Source organism: Mycobacterium sp. ACS1612, assembly GCF_001667505.1.
Taxonomy (GTDB): domain Bacteria; phylum Actinomycetota; class Actinomycetes; order Mycobacteriales; family Mycobacteriaceae; genus Mycobacterium.
Genome location: NZ_LZHZ01000054.1, coordinates 207,694 through 224,711 on the forward strand (window position 1 = coordinate 207,694; position 17,018 = coordinate 224,711).

Here is a 17,018-nt window from a genome sequence, read left to right on the forward strand (position 1 = left end):
CCTGGCCGCGGTCTGCACCGGTATGACCGTGCCTAGCACTCCCACCGTCCGTTCCGTCAATGTCCCCGGCGCCCGCCTGCACTACGAGATCCGGGGCAGTGGCCCGCTGGTGCTCGTCGCCGGTTCGCCGATGGCGTCCGCAGAGTTCGCGCCGCTGGCCGACGCGCTGGCCGTCGACCACACGGTCGTCACCTTCGACCCCCGCGGCTACGCCGACAGCCCGGTCGAGGAGCAGGAAGCGGCGTCGACGGTCGAACAGCGCGCCGGCGACGTCATCGCGATCCTCGACGACCTGCAGGCTGAATCGGCCGACGTGTTCGGATCCAGCGGCGGTGCGGTCACCGGCCTGGCGTTGGTCGCCCGGCATCCAGGACGCGTGCGCACCCTCGTCGCGCACGAACCTCCGCTGCTGGAACTGCTGCCCGACGCCGCCGAACAACGGGAGGCCACCGAGGCGATCATCGACACCTTTCACCGCCACGGGTTCGGCGCCGCGTGGATGCACTTCATGCGCAACGCCGGATTCGACGTGTCACCCGGCGATGCGCCGCCCGAGCCGGCCGAACCGTCCGACGACGATATTCGGCAGAGCGCCCGGTTCTTCGAGATCGACCTGCGCCCGACGACGCGGTTCGTGCCCGACTTCGACGCGTTGACCAGCAGCCCGGCCCACGTGGTGATCGGCGTCGGCGTCGACTCGCGTCAACTGCTGACCTACCGCACCTCGATCGCGGTGGCAGAATTGCTCGGTGTCGCCCCGGTCGAGTTTCCGGGCGACCACGGCGGATTCATGGGCGCGCCAATGGAATTCGCCGACACGCTGCGGACCGTGCTCGGCTAGCCGACGAGCACGGCGTAGCGCGGTTTGATCACGTCGTCGATGATCGACAGTCGCTCGTCGAACGAGATGAACGCCGACTTCATCGCGTTGATGGTGAATCGCTGCAGATCGCTCCACCCGTAGCCGAACGCCTCGACCAGACGCAGCATCTCCTGGGTCATCGTGGTGTCGCTCATCAACCGGTTGTCGGTGTTGACGGTCACGCGGAACCGCAACCGGGCCAGCAGGTCGAACGGGTGCTCGACGATGCTGCCGACGGCGCCGGTCTGCACATTCGACGAGGGGCACATCTCGAACGGAACTCGCTTGTCCCGCAACAGCGCTGCCAGCCTGCCCAGGTGCGCGGCGCCGTCGGGTCCGACGGTGATGTCGTCGGCGATCCGCACGCCGTGGCCCAATCGGTCGGCACCGCAGAACGCGATGGCCTCGTGGATGGACGGCAGGCCGAACGCCTCGCCTGCGTGAATTGTGAAGCGCGCGTTGTTGCTTCGCATGTACTCGAATGCGTCCAGATGCCGTGTCGGCGGATATCCCGCCTCGGCGCCCGCAATGTCGAAGCCTACGACGCCCTTGTCGCGGAACCGGATGGCCAGTTCGGCGATCTCACGTGAGCGTGCCGCGTGCCGCATCGCGGTCACCAGACAGCGCACGGTGATGCCTCGTCCCTCCGCGCTTGCGGCTTTTTCACCGTCGGCGAATCCGGCGAGCACGGCGTCGACGACTGCGTCGAGCGACAGCCCGCGGTCGATGTGCAACTCGGGTGCGAACCGGATCTCGGCGTAGACGACGTTGTCGGCGGCCAGGTCCTCGACGCACTCGTAGGCCACCCGATGCAGCGCCTCCGGTGTCTGCATCACCCCGACGGTGTGTGCGAACGGTTCCAGGTAGCGTTCCAGCGACCCGCTGTGCGCGGCGGTGCGGAACCATGCCGCAAGCTGGTCGACGTCCATGGCGGGCAATTCGTCGTAACCCGTGGTCCCGGCAAGTTCGAGCACCGTAGAGGGACGCAGGCCGCCGTCGAGGTGGTCGTGCAGCAAGGCCTTCGGGGCCTGCCTGATCGACTCGAGATTCAGTGGGGTGCTCACGGGAGGATCCGATCGATGATCAGCGGCCGGTCCGGCGGCGCGTCGTCGCCGACGCTCCACGCGCCGTCGAGTTCGGACATCGCGCCCTCGAACCGCTCCGGCGTGTCGGTGTACAGGGTGAACAAGGCTTCACCTGCGGTGACGGGCTCCCCTGGCCGTCGGTGGATGCGCAACCCGGCGCCGAACTGGACCCGCTCACCTTGCACAGAGCGGCCCGCCCCGAGCCGCCACACCGCAAGACCCACCGCCATCGCATCGATGAGTCCCATCGTGCCATCGCGCGGCGCGGTGATGGTGTCGGAATGCGCACCGATCGGCAGCGGTCGGGACAAATCTCCGCCTTGGGCGGCGACGAGCTGACGGAACCGGTCCATCGCCGACCCGTCCTGCAGCGTCTGCGCGGGGTCGACGCCGTCCAGGCCCGCCGCGTCCAGCATCTCGGTGGCCAGCGCCAGCGTCAGCTCCACCACGTCGGCGGGTCCCCCGCCTGCGAGCACTTCCAGCGATTCCTCCACCTCGACGGCATTGCCGACCGTGCGGCCCAGTGGCGTCTCCATGTCCGTCAGCAGCGCACGGGTCACCAGGCCCTCCGCGGTACCCAGTTCCACCATCGTGCGGGCCAGTTCGCGGGACTCGGCCTCGGTGGACAGGAACGCGCCGCTGCCGACCTTGCTGTCGAGCACGAGTGCGCGACTGCCCTCGGCGATCTTCTTGCTCATCACCGAGCTCGCGATCAGCGGCAGCGATTCGGTGGTGCCGGTGACGTCGCGCAGCGCGTAGATCTTGCGGTCGGCGGGTGCCAGCTCACCGGCGGCGAAGATGGCCGCGCCGAGATCGCAAAGTTGTTGGCGAATCTGGGCTTTGGAGATCTCCGCGGTGAAACCCGCGATGGACTCCAGCTTGTCGAGGGTGCCGCCGGTGTGCCCGAGGCCGCGTCCGGCCGCCTGCGGCACCGCTCCCCCGCACGCCATCACGACCGGCACCAACGGGATGGTGATCTTGTCGCCGACCCCGCCCGTCGAATGTTTGTCCACCAGTGCCAGCGGCTTGCCGTCACGCCGCAGATCCGTAAAGTCCAACCGCTCACCGGAGTTCACCATCGCGGCGGTCCAGCGGGCGATCTCGGCACCCGTCATGCCGCGCAGGTAGACCGCCATCAACAACGCCGACATCTGCTCGTCGGCCACCCGTCCGGTGGTGTAGCCGTCGATCACCCAGTCGATCGCGGCGTCCGAGAGCACGCCGCCGTCGCGCTTTGTCCTGATGACTGTCGGGGCATCAAATGTGAACGCCGTCACCGGCTTTACGTTACCGGTGACGGTCAACAGACTTCGGCTAGGCGGTCACGTGCCGGTGACTCAACGAGCTCGGCGCATCGATGGCCGCACCCTCGTCGACGCCGACGCCCAGACGCTCGACCAGTTCGCCGCCCATCCACGCGGTCGCGACGGCCAGCACCACCGCAACGAAGCTGCACGCCAACGCCCACGCCGTGGGATCCCAGCCGTTGCTGACCCGCAGCAGCCAGCTCACCGCGAACAACACCACGACCACGATGTTGCCCACGCCGTGCACCAGTCCGATGCTCTTGGCCCGGGTGCCCGCCGGGATCTTGAACCAGTCGATCCAGCCGAACGGCGCCGCCAGCAATCCGCCGATGATGCCCGCCCCGATCATGTAGCCCGATGCCACCGCGAACCCACTGCGGTCGGTCGCCAGGTAGACGATGTCGAATACGACCGCAGTGGCCAGCAGGCCAAGCGGAAATGGAATGAGCATGGGATGGATCGCGTGCCCCAATGCCTTGGCCCGACTCTCCATGTGCCGCCTCCTTATGCGCATGAGTGACGGCACAGGACTACCCGGGCGTCGCCGCCTCAAACGGGTTAAATGTGAAGCCGGTCACGGTGTTTCTTCGTGCGCGGGCTCGTTGACGCGGGCCAGGTCCTGCGGCCCGAACGCGTCAGGAAGCAGCGCGCTCAACGGCCGAGGACCCAGCGGATGATCGATCAGCAGTTCGGGTCCGCCGTGTTCGAGAAGCACCTGCCGGCAGCGCCCGCATGGCATCAGCACCTCGCCGGTCGAGTCCACACACGACAGCGCGATCAGCCGGCCGCCGCCGCTGGAATGCAGCGCGCAGACCACAGCACACTCGGCACAGAGACCTAGGCCATATGAGACATTTTCCACATTGCAGCCGGCCACCAATCGGTGGTCGTCAACCAGCGCGGCCGCACCGACCGCGAACCCGGAATACGGCGCGTAGGCGTGAGCTGAGGCCTCAGTTGCCTTGTGCCGCAACATCTTCCAATCGATCTCGGATGTCATCGCAACCTCGCAGGGGTCGATTCTGAATGCATTCCGAAGATGTGGCCCTTCGGCCGCCACTCGGAATAGGTAACCCTAACTTTCGCGTTTTTGACCATGTAGACGGCTAAACCGTAGTTCGTTTAGCTGTACAACTGGGTTTAGAGTCGCCCCGAGGTTTGGGCAGGTTCTTTCCAGCCGAGCCGGATGTCGCCGCCGGTACGGCTCCGAGCCCAAGCGTCCACCGATGGCGTTGGAGGCCAGATGAGTACTGCGACATCCACGGGCCCGGCAGTGCCGGCCCCGCAACCCCATCCGTCGCGCAGGCGTTCCCTGTACCGCGGTGATCCGGGCATGTGGTCCTGGGTGCTGCACCGCATCACTGGAGCCACCATCTTCTTCTTCCTGCTGGTGCACGTGCTGGACACGGCGCTGGTGCGGGTCAGCCCCGAGGCCTACAACGAGGTCATCAACACCTACAAGACGCCGATCGTCGGCCTGATGGAGATCGGCCTCGTCGCGGCGGTGCTTTACCACGCCCTCAACGGAATCCGCGTCATCCTCATCGACTTCTGGCAGCACGGACCGCGTTATCAAAAACTGATGTTGTGGATCGTGGCGGGCGTGTGGCTCGCCGTGATGATCCCGACGCTCGGCGTCATCGGCATGCACATGGCGGAGCGATTCCTATGACCGAGACATCGGGTGGGGCGGCGGGAACGCAGTGGACCCCACATCACCGCGAGGGCCGACTGGCTCCCGTTCAGGAGAAAGAGCACGACCGGCCGGCCAGCCTCGACCATCCGCGCGCGCCGCGTCGCCCGCGGGGCATCCCGTACTTCGAGAAGTACGCGTGGCTGTTCATGCGGTTCTCCGGCGTCGCACTGGTGGTGCTGGCGCTGGGCCACCTGTTCATCGGGCTGGTCTGGGACGGTGGCGTGTACCGCATCGACTTCAATTACGTGGCACAGCGGTGGACGTCGCCGTTCTGGCAGATCTGGGACATGGCCCTGCTGTGGCTCGCGATGGTGCACGGCGCCAACGGCATGCGCACCATCATCGGCGACTACGCCCGTAAAAACATCACCAAGTTCTATCTGAATTCGCTGTTGTTGCTGGTGACAGGCTTCACGTTGGTGCTGGGCACCTATGTGCTGGTGACCTTCGACGCGAACATCTCGTGAACCGGAGCTGATCAATGCTGATTGAACATCGCTACGACGTCGTCATCGTCGGCGCAGGCGGCGCGGGTATGCGGGCGGCCGTCGAGGCGGGACCGCGTGTGCGCACCGCGGTGCTGACCAAGCTCTACCCGACGCGTTCGCACACCGGCGCCGCGCAGGGCGGAATGTGCGCCGCGCTGGCCAACGTCGAAGAGGACAACTGGGAGTGGCACACCTTCGACACCGTCAAGGGCGGCGACTACCTCGCCGACCAGGACGCGGTCGAGATCATGTGCAAGGAAGCCATCGACGCGGTGCTCGATCTCGAGAAGATGGGGATGCCGTTCAACCGCACCCCTGAGGGCCGCATCGACCAGCGCCGGTTCGGCGGGCACACCCGCGACCACGGTAAGGCGCCCGTGCGGCGGGCCTGTTACGCCGCCGACCGCACCGGCCACATGATCCTGCAGACGCTGTACCAAAACTGCGTCAAGCACGACGTTCAGTTCTTCAACGAGTTCTACGCGCTGGACCTGGCGCTCACCGAGACCGCCGCAGGCCCCGTCGCGACCGGCGTCATCGCCTACGAACTGGCGACCGGTGACATCCACGTCTTCCACGCCAAGGCGATTGTGCTCGCCACCGGCGGATCGGGCCGGATGTACAAGACAACCTCCAACGCGCACACGCTGACCGGCGACGGCCTCGGCATCGTGTTCCGCAAGGGACTTCCGTTGGAGGACATGGAATTTCACCAGTTCCATCCGACAGGCCTTGCGGGCCTTGGCATTCTGATCTCCGAAGCGGTGCGCGGCGAGGGCGGCATTCTGCTCAACTCCGAGGGCGAGCGGTTCATGGAGCGCTACGCCCCGACCATCAAGGACCTGGCGCCGCGCGACATCGTCGCCCGCTCGATGGTGCGGGAGGTACTCGAGGGCCGCGGCGCTGGCCCGCACAAGGACTACGTCTACATCGACGTCCGCCATCTCGGAGAGGACGTGCTCAACACCAAACTGCCCGACATCACCGAGTTCGCCCGCACCTACCTGGGCGTCGACCCGGTCAAGGAGCTGGTGCCGGTGTACCCCACGTGTCACTACGTGATGGGCGGCATCCCGACGACCGTGAGCGGACAGGTGTTGCGCGACAACACCACACCGCTGCCGGGTCTGTACGCGGCGGGTGAATGCGCCTGCGTCTCGGTGCACGGCGCCAACCGGCTCGGTACCAACTCGCTGTTGGACATCAACGTGTTCGGCCGTCGTGCGGGCATTGTCGCGTCGAATTACGCGCTGGGCCATGACCATGTCGACCTGCCGTCGGATCCGGCGGGCATGGTGGTCGGCTGGGTGGGCGACATTTTGTCCGAACACGGCAACGAGCGCGTCGCCGACATCCGCACCGCCCTGCAGCAGTCGATGGACAACAACGCCGCGGTGTTCCGCACTGAGGAGACGTTGAAGCAGGCGTTGACGGACATCCACGCTTTGAAGGAGCGGTATGCCCGAATCTCGGTGCACGACAAGGGCAAGCGTTACAACAGCGACCTACTCGAGGCAATCGAGCTGGGCTTCCTGCTCGAGCTCGCCGAGGTGACGGTCGTCGGCGCGTTGAACCGCAAGGAATCTCGCGGCGGACACGCCCGCGAGGACTACCCGAACCGCGACGACACCAACTACATGCGGCACACCATGGCCTACAAGGAGGGCAGCGAGCTGCTGTCCGATATCCGGCTGGATTACAAGCCGGTGGTGATGACGCGGTACGAGCCGATGGAACGGAAGTACTGATATGAGCGCACCAGCTGTCGACACCACCGAGGGCGCCGCACCGCCGGTGCCCGAGGGTGCGGTGATGATCACGCTGAAGATCGCCCGCTTCAACCCGGAGGACCCTGACGCCGCCGGTTGGCAGAGCTTCCGCGTCCCGTGTCTGCCCACCGACCGATTGCTCAACCTGCTGCACTACGTGAAGTGGTACCTGGACGGCACGCTGACGTTCCGGCGGTCGTGCGCCCACGGCGTGTGTGGCTCGGACGCGATGCGGATCAACGGCGTGAACCGGTTGGCGTGCAAGGTGCTGATGCGCGACATGCTGCCCAAGAAGCCCGGTAAGCAGCTCACCATCACGATCGAGCCGATCCGCGGTCTGCCCGTCGAGAAGGACCTCGTGGTCAACATGGAGCCGTTCTTCGACGCCTACCGCGCCGTCAAACCGTTCCTGATCACCAGCGGCAATCCGCCCACCCGCGAACGCATTCAGAGCCAGACCGACCGGATGCGCTACGACGACACCACCAAGTGCATCCTGTGCGCGTGCTGCACCACCAGTTGCCCGGTGTACTGGAGCGAGGGTTCGTATTTCGGCCCAGCCGCGATCGTCAACGCGCACCGGTTCATCTTCGACAGCCGCGACGAGGGCGCCGCCGAGCGACTGGACATCCTCAACGAGGTGGACGGCGTGTGGCGTTGCCGCACGACGTTCAACTGCACGGAGTCCTGCCCGCGCGGCATTCAGGTGACGCAGGCCATCCAGGAGGTCAAGCGCGCGCTGATGTTCGCGCGCTAGAGCGATTTCGGGTGTCACACTTCCGGGGGCTGTCTCGTCTAACGGGTATGACACAAACAACCCGCATCGCGCCCGTTCCCCCGAAGCAGGCAGGCCTGCTGACCCGCGTCATGTACCGGGTGGCCAAGCGGCGGTTCGGTGAGGTGCCCGAGCCGTTCACCGTCGCCGCGCACCATCCCCGCCTGCTGGTGGCCAACGCCGTGCACGAGACGCTGCTGGACTCGGGCTCGAAGAAGTTGCCGAAGAACGTCCGCGAGCTCGCCGTATTCTGGACCGCCCGCACGATCGGCTGCTCATGGTGCGTCGACTTCGGCGCGATGCTGCAGCGACTCGACGGCCTCGACGTCGACCGCCTCAAGGAGATCGACGACTACGCGACCTCACCGCGCTACACCGACGACGAGCGGGCGGCGATCGCCTACGCCAATGCGATGACGACCGACCCTCACTCAGTCACCGACGAGCAGGTCGCCGACCTTCGGAAGCGCTTCGGCGACGATGGCGTGATCGAGCTGACCTATCAGATCGGCGTGGAGAACATGCGGGCACGCATGTACTCGGCGCTGGGCATCACCGAGCAGGGCTTCAATTCCGGTGATGCTTGCCGTGTGCCGTGGGCGACCGAGGAGCACCAAGCGGGGAGCCGGTGAACTTCTCGGGATTGGCGATATCCCAAACGGCGCAGACCTTTCCGTCGCGCACAGCCATCGCGGTGATCCGCGGCATCAGCGCCGGATAGCCGTCGCGGGCCGGTGCGCCTTCGGTATAGGAGCCGACCTGACCGTTGACCAGCGCCAACTGAGCGCCTGCCGGCCAGTTCGGCCCGTAGCGGCGGGCCAGGCCGAACAGGAACCTGGCCACCTTGTCTGGGCCGACGATCACCCGCGCTGCGGTGGGCGCCCGGCCGTTGGCGTCGCCCGTGTAGGTGACATCCGGATGTAGCAGGCGCACAACGGCTTCCATGTTTCCTTCGGCAATCGCGGCCATCAGCGAGCCGGCCACCTCGCTGTGTGAGTGGTCGGTCACTGCCGGCGGCGCAGACGACACCGCCCGGCGCGCTCGCGACGCCAACTGCCGGGCTGAAGCGTCGCTCACGTCGAGCACCGCGGCGATATCGGTGAACGGCACTCCGAAGCCGTCGTGCAGCACGAAGGCCACCCGCTGATCCGGCGTCAACCGCTCGAGCACCACCATTGCCGCGAACCGGGCGTCGTCGGCTGCGACCACCGCCGCGAGCGGGTCGTCGCCCTCGAGGCCGGTGACCACCGGTTCCGGCAGCCATTCGCCGACATAGGTTTCGCGCCGCTTGGCGGCCGAGCGCAACCGGTCCAACGCCAGCCTGCTCACCACGGTGGTCAGCCACGCCGGCAGGTCGTTGACCGTCTCCGATGCGCCGCTCCACCGCAGCCATGCGTCCTGCACGACGTCCTCCGCATCGGCGACCGTGCCGGTGAGCCGATACGCGACGGCCAGCAGGTGCGGGCGTAACTCCTCGAACTCGTCGACCCGCGTGCTTGCGGTCATGCAACGAGTCTATGGCTTGGTGAAACGCGGGTAGTGCGTGACGACCGCGGCGCCGTCCGACCGGGGATCCGATGCCGCGGTCATCGCACCGGTGTCGTCGACGAAGACGACGTTCGTCTGGCCGAGGTTCTCGGTGTGCGCGGCGACGGTCGTCGGCGTCAGGCCTGCGCGCTCGATAGCGGCCACCGCCGCGGGTTGCAGATCGGCTTCTGCGATCACCGAATCCATTGTGCCGCCGTCGGCCTGAAGACCGACCACGGCACGGGGCGCGCTGACCGCGGCCTCCGCGCCCTCCCCCTCGAGCGCACGCAACAACACCTGCGCGAGGATCTGCGGTTGGCCCTGACCACCCATCGTCGAGAGCACATGACGCAACTTGCCCCTATCGGTCGTCATCACCGGCATCAGGGTGTGGGCGGGCCGTTTGCGTGGCGCGATCACGTTCGGCGAGGTGTCATCCAACGAGAAACTCGTGCCGCGATTGTGGAACAGGATCCCGGTGGCGGGGTCGATCAGGCCCGACCCGAAGGCGTGGTACACGCTCTGGATCAACGACACCGCGTAACCGTCGGCGTCGGCCGCCGCCACGCCGACTGTGTCACCGTGCGGCACCAGCCCCGGACCGGTCCGTGCCGCACCGATTTCCGCTGATTCGTCGAGGCCCTTGTTCACCAGCGCGTCGACGTCGACGAAGACGTACCGCGGATCGCCCAGCTCTGTTTCCCGTAACGCGTTGCCCCGGTGGAAGATTCGCATCAATGCACCCAATCCGTCGCCGAGCGGACCGGCGATGCCGACGTCCTCCACCGCGCGCAGCGCGCGAAGCAGCAGGAAACCGTGCGTGTTCGGCGGGCTTGTCAGCACCGTGACGGCGCCGAAATCCGCCGTGATCGGCGCCGTCGTTTCCGGTTGGAATTCGGCGAAATCGTCGACCGTCAGCACGGATCCGTGGGACCGCAGATACTTGACCGACTGCTCGGCGAGTGCGCCCGCGTAGAAGGTATCCGGGCCGACGTCGCGCAATTCTGCGAACGAGTCGGCCAGCGCATGCTGCACAAGGGCGTCACCCGCGCGCAGGTTCCGACCACCCGGTCGGAAGACCCTGTCGAAATCCCCGCTGCCGTGCAGGTCGGCATTCTCGGCATCGGCGATGTGGGTGGCCAGCGACGGCGCCACCGCGACACCGCATTTCGCCGCATCCTCCGCCGCGCGCAGGGTGTGTTCCCACGACAGCCGGGCACCGAAGCGGCGCAACGCCTCCCAACCGCGGATGCCGCCGGGCACCGTCACCGCGTCGGCGCCGCGGGCCGGTAACCAGTCGCCGTGCCGTCCCCGCAGGCCGGCGGCGTCGGTCGCGGCGCCCGCCCAGCCCGATGCGTTCACACAGTCGATTGCCCCATCCGGGGTGCGCACCAGCGCGATCAGGTCACCGCCGAGCGCGACGTTGTGCGGATACACGACCGTGAGCACGGCGGCCGCGGAGATGGCCGCGTCGATCGCGTTGCCGCCGTCGCGGTAAGCCCGCATGCCGGCCTCGGTCGCCAACGCGTGGGGGCTGGCGAGCGCACCGGTGAACGACGTCGACGGACTGGACACGTTGGAAGGACTCCTCACTAGATGGTGGACAGGAACGCCTTGGTGCGTTCGTGCTGGGGGTTGCCGAACAGTTGGGCGGGCGGGGCGTCCTCGATGATGCGGCCCGCGTCCATCACGACGATGCGATCGGCCACCTCGCGGGCGAACCGCATCTCGTGGGTCACGACGATCATCGTCATGTCCTCTTTGGCTAGTTCCCGCATCACCGCGAGCACCTCGCCGACCATCTCGACGTCGAGCGCGCTGGTCGGTTCGTCGAACAGCATCACCTTGGGCCGCATCGCCAACGCCCGGGCGATCGCGACCCGTTGTTGTTGACCACCTGACAGCTGGCTGGGTCGCGACTCGGCCTTGTCCGCAAGACCGACCCGCTCCAGCAGATCCAATGCATCCTGGCGCGCCTTCTCCTTCGGCGTCCCGAGCACCCGGACGGGGCCGTTCCAAACGTTCTCGACGGCCGTCATGTGCGGAAACAGGTTGAAGTGCTGGAACACGAAGCCGATTTCGCGGCGGCGGCGGGCGAGCTCGCTGGTGCTGACCTTCTTCTTGCTGGTGCTGTCCCGGTGCCCGATCGGCACGCCGTCGACCACGATCTCGCCGCTGTCAACGGTTTCCAGGTGGTTCACTGAACGCAGCAGCGTCGTCTTGCCCGCACCCGACGGTCCGATCAGGACGACGACCTGCCCGCGCATCACGTCGAGTGAGACGTCGTCGAGCACCTTGCGGCCGCCGAGGGTGCGCGACGCCCGCCGGACCGAAACGATAGGGGCCGTCGATCCCGTGGTGGCACTCATGGCCGACTCCTTCGCGTTCGCGCTCATCCGTGCGCCTGCAGGACCGGGGCCGAGGCTGCCGCGCGACGGGCGCCGAGAAGCCGTTGGGTGATCCTGACCCGCTGCTCGATGCCCAACTGGCGGGCCAACCGGTTCTCGATGTCCGCCTGGATGAAGGTCCAGATCGTGGTGAGCGCGAGGTAATAGATCGCCGCGACGATGAAGATCTCGAACGTGTGGAAGGTGTAGGAACTGATCGACTGCGTGACCAGGAACATCTCGCTGACCCCGATCACGGACAACACCGACGTGGTCTTCATCATGCCGTTGAACGAGTTGCCCAGCGGCGGCACCATCACCCGTAGCGACTGCGGCACGATGATCCACCGCATCACCTTGCCGGGCTTCATCCCAAGCGACGCCGCCGCCTCGAACTGTCCCTTCGGCACGGAATCCAGTCCGGCGCGGATGATTTCAGCGATATAGGCGCTTTCGTTGATCATCAGCCCGAGGATCGCGGCCTGCACCGCAGCCTTGACCGAGAAGCCGAGCAGCGAGACGTCGTGGAACTGGTAGAGGCCGACGGCGGCCAACCCGGTGTAGATCAGCACCAACTGGACCAGTAGCGGCGTCCCGCGGATGACCCAGATGTACATGCTGGCACACCACCGCAGACCCGCGTAGCGCGACCGTCGCATCAGCGCGACGATCAGCCCCAGGACGGTGGCCAAAACCATTGCCACTATCGAGATCACGATGGTGAGCATCAGCCCGTTGAGAAATGGCGCGCTGGGCGTCACCAGGCTCTTCCAGAAGAACTGCCAATCGAAGTGCATCTAAAACCCGCCGATCACCTGTTGATACTCAGGTCCGTCTGACCCCACTGTTCGAGGATCTTGTTGTAGCTGCCGTCGGCTTCCATCTGGCTGAGCGCGTCCTGGATCGCGTTGTGCAGCTGGGCATTTCCCTTTAGCGTTGCCGCGCCGATCTTGATGGTGCCGAAGGGCTGGCCTGCCATCTGGATCTGTGCGCCCGTCTTGGTCGCGTAGTACCCCAGCGATTCGGCGGTGTCGAGGTAGGCGTCGACCTGGCCGTTCTGCACCTGTTGGATAGAGACGTCAGCGTGACTGTTGCGGGTGATATCGACGCCGGGTTTGCCTGCGGCCGTGCACTTGTCGGACTGTTCCTGCGACAGCGATTCGGCCGTCGTCGCGACCGCGACGATCACCTTCTTGCCGCACATGCTGTCGTCCAAACCGGTGATCGCGACGGGATGTGCTTTCGACACTGCGATTCCGGTGCCCGACCAGATGTAGGGCACGAAGTCGACGACTTTTTCGCGCTCGGGCTTGATGTACAGCTGGGCCATGATCACGTCACACTGCTTTGCTTGCAGGGTCGGGATGACGGCGGCGAATGCGGACTCGACGAATTGCGGGGTGAGCCCGAGCTTGCCCGCGATGGCCTTGCCGAGATCGACCTCGCTGCCCACCAGGGCGCCGGTCTCGTCGTGGTAGACGCTCGGCGGCGTACCGTCGTTTTCGGTGCAGATCTTCAGGGTGCCCGCCTGCAGAATCGCCGGCGGGGCGACCTTCGCGGGCCCGGTGCTGGTCGATGCCGCGTGGTCGGACGAAGACGAACAACTGGTCAGAGCGAGGGCAACGATGCCGAGGATGACACCGGCAAGGGCGGACTTCTTCACGGTTCCTCCTGGACTTGGGCGGTTGGGCGGGTGTCGAAGTGACGCTCGCCACACGCGGGCCTATCAGACGATAGGCTCCTATCGGCCGATAGGCCAGCCTTCTGCCAGGTTTGGTCCGCTTTGTTGCACAGAATTAACGAGTTGCCAGCTCACCGAGGCGCTGCTGTGTGACACCGCGGACCTGGTCGAGCCTGGTCCCGTCGACGAGTAGCGCCCGCACCACGAAGTCCGCGGCCTGCATCGGCCGGTGCGCCCTGATGCGACCGCCGGGGCCGCCCTGCTCCCGAACCGTTTCGAACAGCACACCGTTCACCGCACGCTGCACGAAGCTCGGCTCGAAGACCACGAACTCACCGGCCTGTCGGCCGCCCGTGATCAGCCGCTCGACCAACTCGTGGAACAGCGCGATACCCGCCCGCTCGTCGGCGAATTCGTCGAGGCCGAGCACGGCGTCCTGATACAGGCCACGGGTGTCGAACGGCTGCAGCAGCGCCTCCTGTACATCGCAGGCGATCGTCAAGTGAAGCTTCTCCGCCCACGTCGAATGCTCGGCGATGCGGCTGCGGACCCGGTCTATCGACGGGCCGAGGTCCAATTCGACGAGCGTGCGGAAGATTTCGTGCTTGGCCTCGAAGTGATGAAACAGCGACGGTTGCCTGATCTGCACCGCGTCGGCGATGTCACGGGTGGAGGTACCGAAGTAGCCACGGCGGGCGAACAACCCGGAGGCAGCAAGCAGGATGCGGCCCCTCGTCGACGCCCAGTCGACGGGGGCTGGCTGCCAACCCTGCCCATACTTCACGGCTCGATTGTGTCACCGAACCTTTGGCACCCCACCGCCGAACGTTCCTTACCGCTCGAAAAATCGACAAAAACTCGAGCGGTAAGGAACGTTCGTCCGGTCAGCGCTTGGTGAAAATCGTTCGGTGCCAATCCTTGTCGGCGACACCGGTGATATCGCTCATCACGTGCTTGATGGTCAGGTACTCCTCGAGCGAGTAGTCGCTCATGTCCTTGCCGAAGCCCGAGGCGCCGACGCCGCCGTGCGGCATCTCGCTGATGATCGGGATGTGGTCGTTGATCCACACGCAGCCCGCCTTGATATCGCGCGATGCGCGCTGCGCGCGGTACACGTCGCGCGTCCACGCTGAAGCCGCCAAACCGTAATCGGTGTCGTTGGCCTGCCGGATCGCGTCGTCGTCATCGGTGAACGCCCGCACGGTCAGCACCGGACCGAAGATCTCGTCGCGGTAGACCTCCGACTGCTCGGAGACATCGGCGATCAGCGTCGGCATGTAGAACGAACCCGGCCGGTCGGGTGCGGCGCCGCCTGCGACGATCCGCCCGCCCTCACCGGGTGCGCGGGCCACCATGCCCGCGACCTTGTCACGGTGCGCCTCGCTGATCAGCGGGCCGAGGTCGGTGTCGGCGTCGTGCGGGTCGCCGACGGCGACCTTGCCCATCACCTCGGCCACCCCGGCGACGAAGTCGTCGTAGAGTTCGCGGGCCACGATCGCGCGGGTAGCGGCGGTGCAGTCCTGCCCGGTGTTGATCAGCGATCCGGCCACCGCGCCCTGCACCGCGGCGTCCAGATCCGCATCGTCGAACACCACGAACGGCGCCTTGCCGCCCAGCTCCAGTTGCACGCGGTGGCCGTGCACGGCCGCGGCGGCCATCACCTTGCGGCCCACCGCCGTCGACCCGGTGAACGTCACCACGTCGACATCGCGGTGTCCGGCCAGCGCCGTGCCGACGTCGGAACCGGCGCCGGTGACGACGTTGAACACGCCGTCGGGCAACCCGGCCTCGCTGGCCAACCGTGCCAGCGTCAGGGTGGTCAGCGGCGTGAGCTCACAGGGCTTGATCACCACGGTGCAGCCTGCAGCCAAGGCGGGCAACACTTTCCACACCGCCATCTGCAGCGGGTAGTTCCACGGCGTGATGGTGCCGACGACGCCGACGGCCTCCCGTCTGATGCTCGACGTGTGATCGCCGGAGTACTCCGCGGTGGCCTTGCCTTCCAGATGACGGGCCGCGCCCGCGAAGAAGTCGATGTTGTCGACGCTGCCCGGCACGTCGAACTCGCTGGCCAACCGCACCGGCTTGCCGGTCTGGCTGACCTCCTCAGCCACCAGGTCGTCGGCGTGATCGTCGGCGAGCTTGGCGAGCTTGGCCAGCACGGCCGACCGGTCCGCAGGCGTCGCCGTCGCCCACTCGGAGAGGGCCGCGCGCGCGGACGCCACGGCACGGTCCACATCGGCGGGGGCGGCCAGCGCGTATTCGGCCGTCGGCTCCCCGGTGGCGGGGTTGATCACCTGATGCAGGCTGCCGCCGGTGACCGCCGGGGCGCCATCGATCCAGCTGCCTGCCAGGCTGGTAGCTACGGTCTTGGAAGGAAGCAGAGTCATGGCTCAAACGCTAGCCGACGCGCATCGGCTCGGCTACGCATTCCTTCCGCGCAGGGGCCTTTAAACGAGGGAATTCATGGTCACGGTTGCTTGTAACGACGGATTCCGTGCACAATCTCTGGCATGGCTAACCCGGGTGCAACGCAACCGATGGGCCCCGTGTCGTTCCGCGTCAACCAGTCCCGACCCGGCGCGGCGTTCCAGCTCGACGAATTGTCGAAGCAGATCATCGAGAAATTGCAGCAGGACGGCCGCCGGTCGTATGCCGGCATCGGCAAGGCGGTCGGCCTGTCCGAGGCCGCGGTGCGCCAGCGTGTGCAGCGGATGGTCGACGCGGGCGTCATGCAGATCGTCGCGGTCACCGATCCGATGCAGTTGGGCTTCGCCCGCCAGGCGATGATCGGCATCCGATGCACCGGGGACACCACCCGGGTGGCCGAGAAGTTGGCGGCCATCGAATCGGTCGACTACGTGGTGCTGACCGCGGGCTCGTTCGACGCCATCGTCGAGGTGGTCTGCGAGGACGACGACGACCTTCTCGATTTACTCAACACCCAAATCCGCGCATTGCCGGGAGTGATATCCACAGAAACGCTTGTTTATCTGAGACTTGTTAAGCAGCAATACAATTGGGGTACGAGATGACAACTACCGATATCACACAAGAAGTTTCAACCGACCTAGGAGCAAGAGCCGCCCGGCATCTGTGGGGTCACTTCGCGCGGCACGGCGAGGGCATCACGCCGCCGATCATCACCCGCGGCGAGGGCGTATACATCTACGACGACAAGGGCAAGAGCTATATCGACGGCCTCTCAGGACTTTTCGTCGTCCAGGTGGGCCACGGCCGCAAGGAACTGGCCGAGGCCGCGGCCAAGCAGGCTGAGACTCTGTCGTTCTTCCCGCTGTGGTCCTATGCCACACCGAGTGCGATTGAACTGTCCGAACGCCTGGCGAACTACGCGCCTGGTGACCTGAACCGGGTGTTCTTCACCACCGGCGGCGGCGAGGCCGTCGAGTCGGCGTGGAAGCTGGCCAAGAACTACTTCAA

The 17,018-nt window shown here is 66.3% G+C and carries 18 protein-coding genes and 1 pseudogene; 8 read left to right on the plus strand and 11 right to left on the minus strand.

Annotated features, from left to right (window positions below):
- The first annotated feature begins 22 nt into the window (after nt 1-22).
- Nucleotides 23-841 carry an alpha/beta fold hydrolase gene (locus tag A5724_RS22195; RefSeq protein ID WP_067807186.1) on the plus strand — a complete coding sequence of 273 codons (819 nt, stop codon included), beginning with the start codon at nt 23-25 and terminating at the stop codon, nt 839-841.
- Here A5724_RS22195 and A5724_RS22200 read toward each other — a convergent pair.
- From A5724_RS22200 to A5724_RS22215, 4 genes are all read right to left on the minus strand, one after another.
- A complete protein-coding gene (locus A5724_RS22200; RefSeq protein ID WP_067807189.1) occupies nt 838-1,926 on the minus strand; it encodes an adenosine deaminase in 1,089 nt (362 codons plus the stop codon). The genes A5724_RS22195 and A5724_RS22200 overlap by 4 nt on opposite strands.
- Nucleotides 1,923-3,224 (minus strand): thymidine phosphorylase, encoded by a 1,302-nt coding sequence (locus A5724_RS22205; RefSeq protein WP_067807192.1) that lies wholly within the window; start codon nt 3,222-3,224, stop codon nt 1,923-1,925. The genes A5724_RS22200 and A5724_RS22205 overlap by 4 nt, the downstream gene beginning before the upstream one ends.
- Nucleotides 3,225-3,261: 37 nt before the next feature.
- The gene (locus tag A5724_RS22210; RefSeq protein ID WP_067807195.1) at nt 3,262-3,747 is read right to left on the minus strand and encodes a DUF2231 domain-containing protein; all 486 of its coding nucleotides are present in this window, start codon (nt 3,745-3,747) and stop codon (nt 3,262-3,264) included.
- 81 nt (nt 3,748-3,828) lie between these two features.
- Nucleotides 3,829-4,254, minus strand: a complete 426-nt coding sequence (locus A5724_RS22215) for a cytidine deaminase (protein WP_067807198.1) — start codon at nt 4,252-4,254, stop codon at nt 3,829-3,831.
- Between the two features lie 243 nt (nt 4,255-4,497).
- Here A5724_RS22215 and sdhC point away from each other — a divergent pair, with 243 nt between their 5' ends.
- The 5 genes and pseudogenes from sdhC to A5724_RS22240 all read left to right on the plus strand — a co-directional run.
- Nucleotides 4,498-4,926, plus strand: coding sequence for a succinate dehydrogenase, cytochrome b556 subunit (gene sdhC, locus A5724_RS22220; protein WP_082965197.1), 429 nt, complete (start codon nt 4,498-4,500; stop codon nt 4,924-4,926).
- Nucleotides 4,923-5,417, plus strand: coding sequence for a succinate dehydrogenase hydrophobic membrane anchor subunit (locus A5724_RS22225; protein WP_067807204.1), 495 nt, complete (start codon nt 4,923-4,925; stop codon nt 5,415-5,417). The genes sdhC and A5724_RS22225 overlap by 4 nt, the downstream gene beginning before the upstream one ends.
- A gap of 14 nt (nt 5,418-5,431) precedes the next feature.
- Nucleotides 5,432-7,186, plus strand: coding sequence for a succinate dehydrogenase flavoprotein subunit (sdhA, locus tag A5724_RS22230; RefSeq protein ID WP_067807206.1), 1,755 nt, complete (start codon nt 5,432-5,434; stop codon nt 7,184-7,186).
- 1 nt (nt 7,187) lies between these two features.
- Complete coding sequence (locus tag A5724_RS22235; RefSeq protein WP_067807209.1) at nt 7,188-7,964, plus strand: succinate dehydrogenase iron-sulfur subunit; 777 nt, start codon at nt 7,188-7,190, stop codon at nt 7,962-7,964.
- 14 nt (nt 7,965-7,978) lie between these two features.
- A pseudogene (locus tag A5724_RS22240) lies at nt 7,979-8,614 on the plus strand (carboxymuconolactone decarboxylase family protein); the annotation flags it as partial.
- On the opposite strand, the gene A5724_RS22245 reads toward A5724_RS22240, so the two are convergent.
- From A5724_RS22245 to A5724_RS22275, 7 genes are all read right to left on the minus strand, one after another.
- On the minus strand, nt 8,550-9,488 hold the full coding sequence (locus A5724_RS22245; protein WP_067807214.1) for a sigma-70 family RNA polymerase sigma factor: 939 nt from the start codon (nt 9,486-9,488) through the stop codon (nt 8,550-8,552). The pseudogene A5724_RS22240 and the gene A5724_RS22245 sit on opposite strands and share 65 nt — an antisense overlap.
- Before the next feature lie 9 nt (nt 9,489-9,497).
- Nucleotides 9,498-11,084: a gamma-glutamyltransferase family protein gene (locus A5724_RS22250; protein WP_232004934.1), complete on the minus strand. Its 1,587-nt coding sequence runs from the start codon at nt 11,082-11,084 to the stop codon at nt 9,498-9,500.
- 17 nt (nt 11,085-11,101) lie between these two features.
- Nucleotides 11,102-11,878, minus strand: a complete 777-nt coding sequence (locus A5724_RS22255) for an amino acid ABC transporter ATP-binding protein (RefSeq protein WP_067807294.1) — start codon at nt 11,876-11,878, stop codon at nt 11,102-11,104.
- 23 nt (nt 11,879-11,901) lie between these two features.
- Nucleotides 11,902-12,693, minus strand: a complete 792-nt coding sequence (locus tag A5724_RS22260; RefSeq protein WP_067807216.1) for an amino acid ABC transporter permease — start codon at nt 12,691-12,693, stop codon at nt 11,902-11,904.
- A 14-nt stretch (nt 12,694-12,707) separates the two neighbouring features.
- Nucleotides 12,708-13,559: an ABC transporter substrate-binding protein gene (locus tag A5724_RS22265; RefSeq protein WP_067807219.1), complete on the minus strand. Its 852-nt coding sequence runs from the start codon at nt 13,557-13,559 to the stop codon at nt 12,708-12,710.
- Between the two features lie 133 nt (nt 13,560-13,692).
- Nucleotides 13,693-14,361, minus strand: coding sequence for a TetR/AcrR family transcriptional regulator (locus tag A5724_RS22270; RefSeq protein WP_067807221.1), 669 nt, complete (start codon nt 14,359-14,361; stop codon nt 13,693-13,695).
- Nucleotides 14,362-14,461: 100 nt separating this feature from the next.
- Nucleotides 14,462-15,967, minus strand: coding sequence for a gamma-aminobutyraldehyde dehydrogenase (locus tag A5724_RS22275; RefSeq protein ID WP_067807224.1), 1,506 nt, complete (start codon nt 15,965-15,967; stop codon nt 14,462-14,464).
- A gap of 123 nt (nt 15,968-16,090) precedes the next feature.
- Between A5724_RS22275 and A5724_RS22280 the strand changes: the two genes are divergently transcribed.
- Nucleotides 16,091-16,612 (plus strand): Lrp/AsnC family transcriptional regulator, encoded by a 522-nt coding sequence (locus A5724_RS22280; protein ID WP_067807227.1) that lies wholly within the window; start codon nt 16,091-16,093, stop codon nt 16,610-16,612.
- On the plus strand, nt 16,609-17,018 hold a 410-nt coding region (locus A5724_RS22285; RefSeq protein ID WP_156752403.1), incomplete at its 3' end, for an aminotransferase class III-fold pyridoxal phosphate-dependent enzyme. The genes A5724_RS22280 and A5724_RS22285, both read left to right, overlap by 4 nt.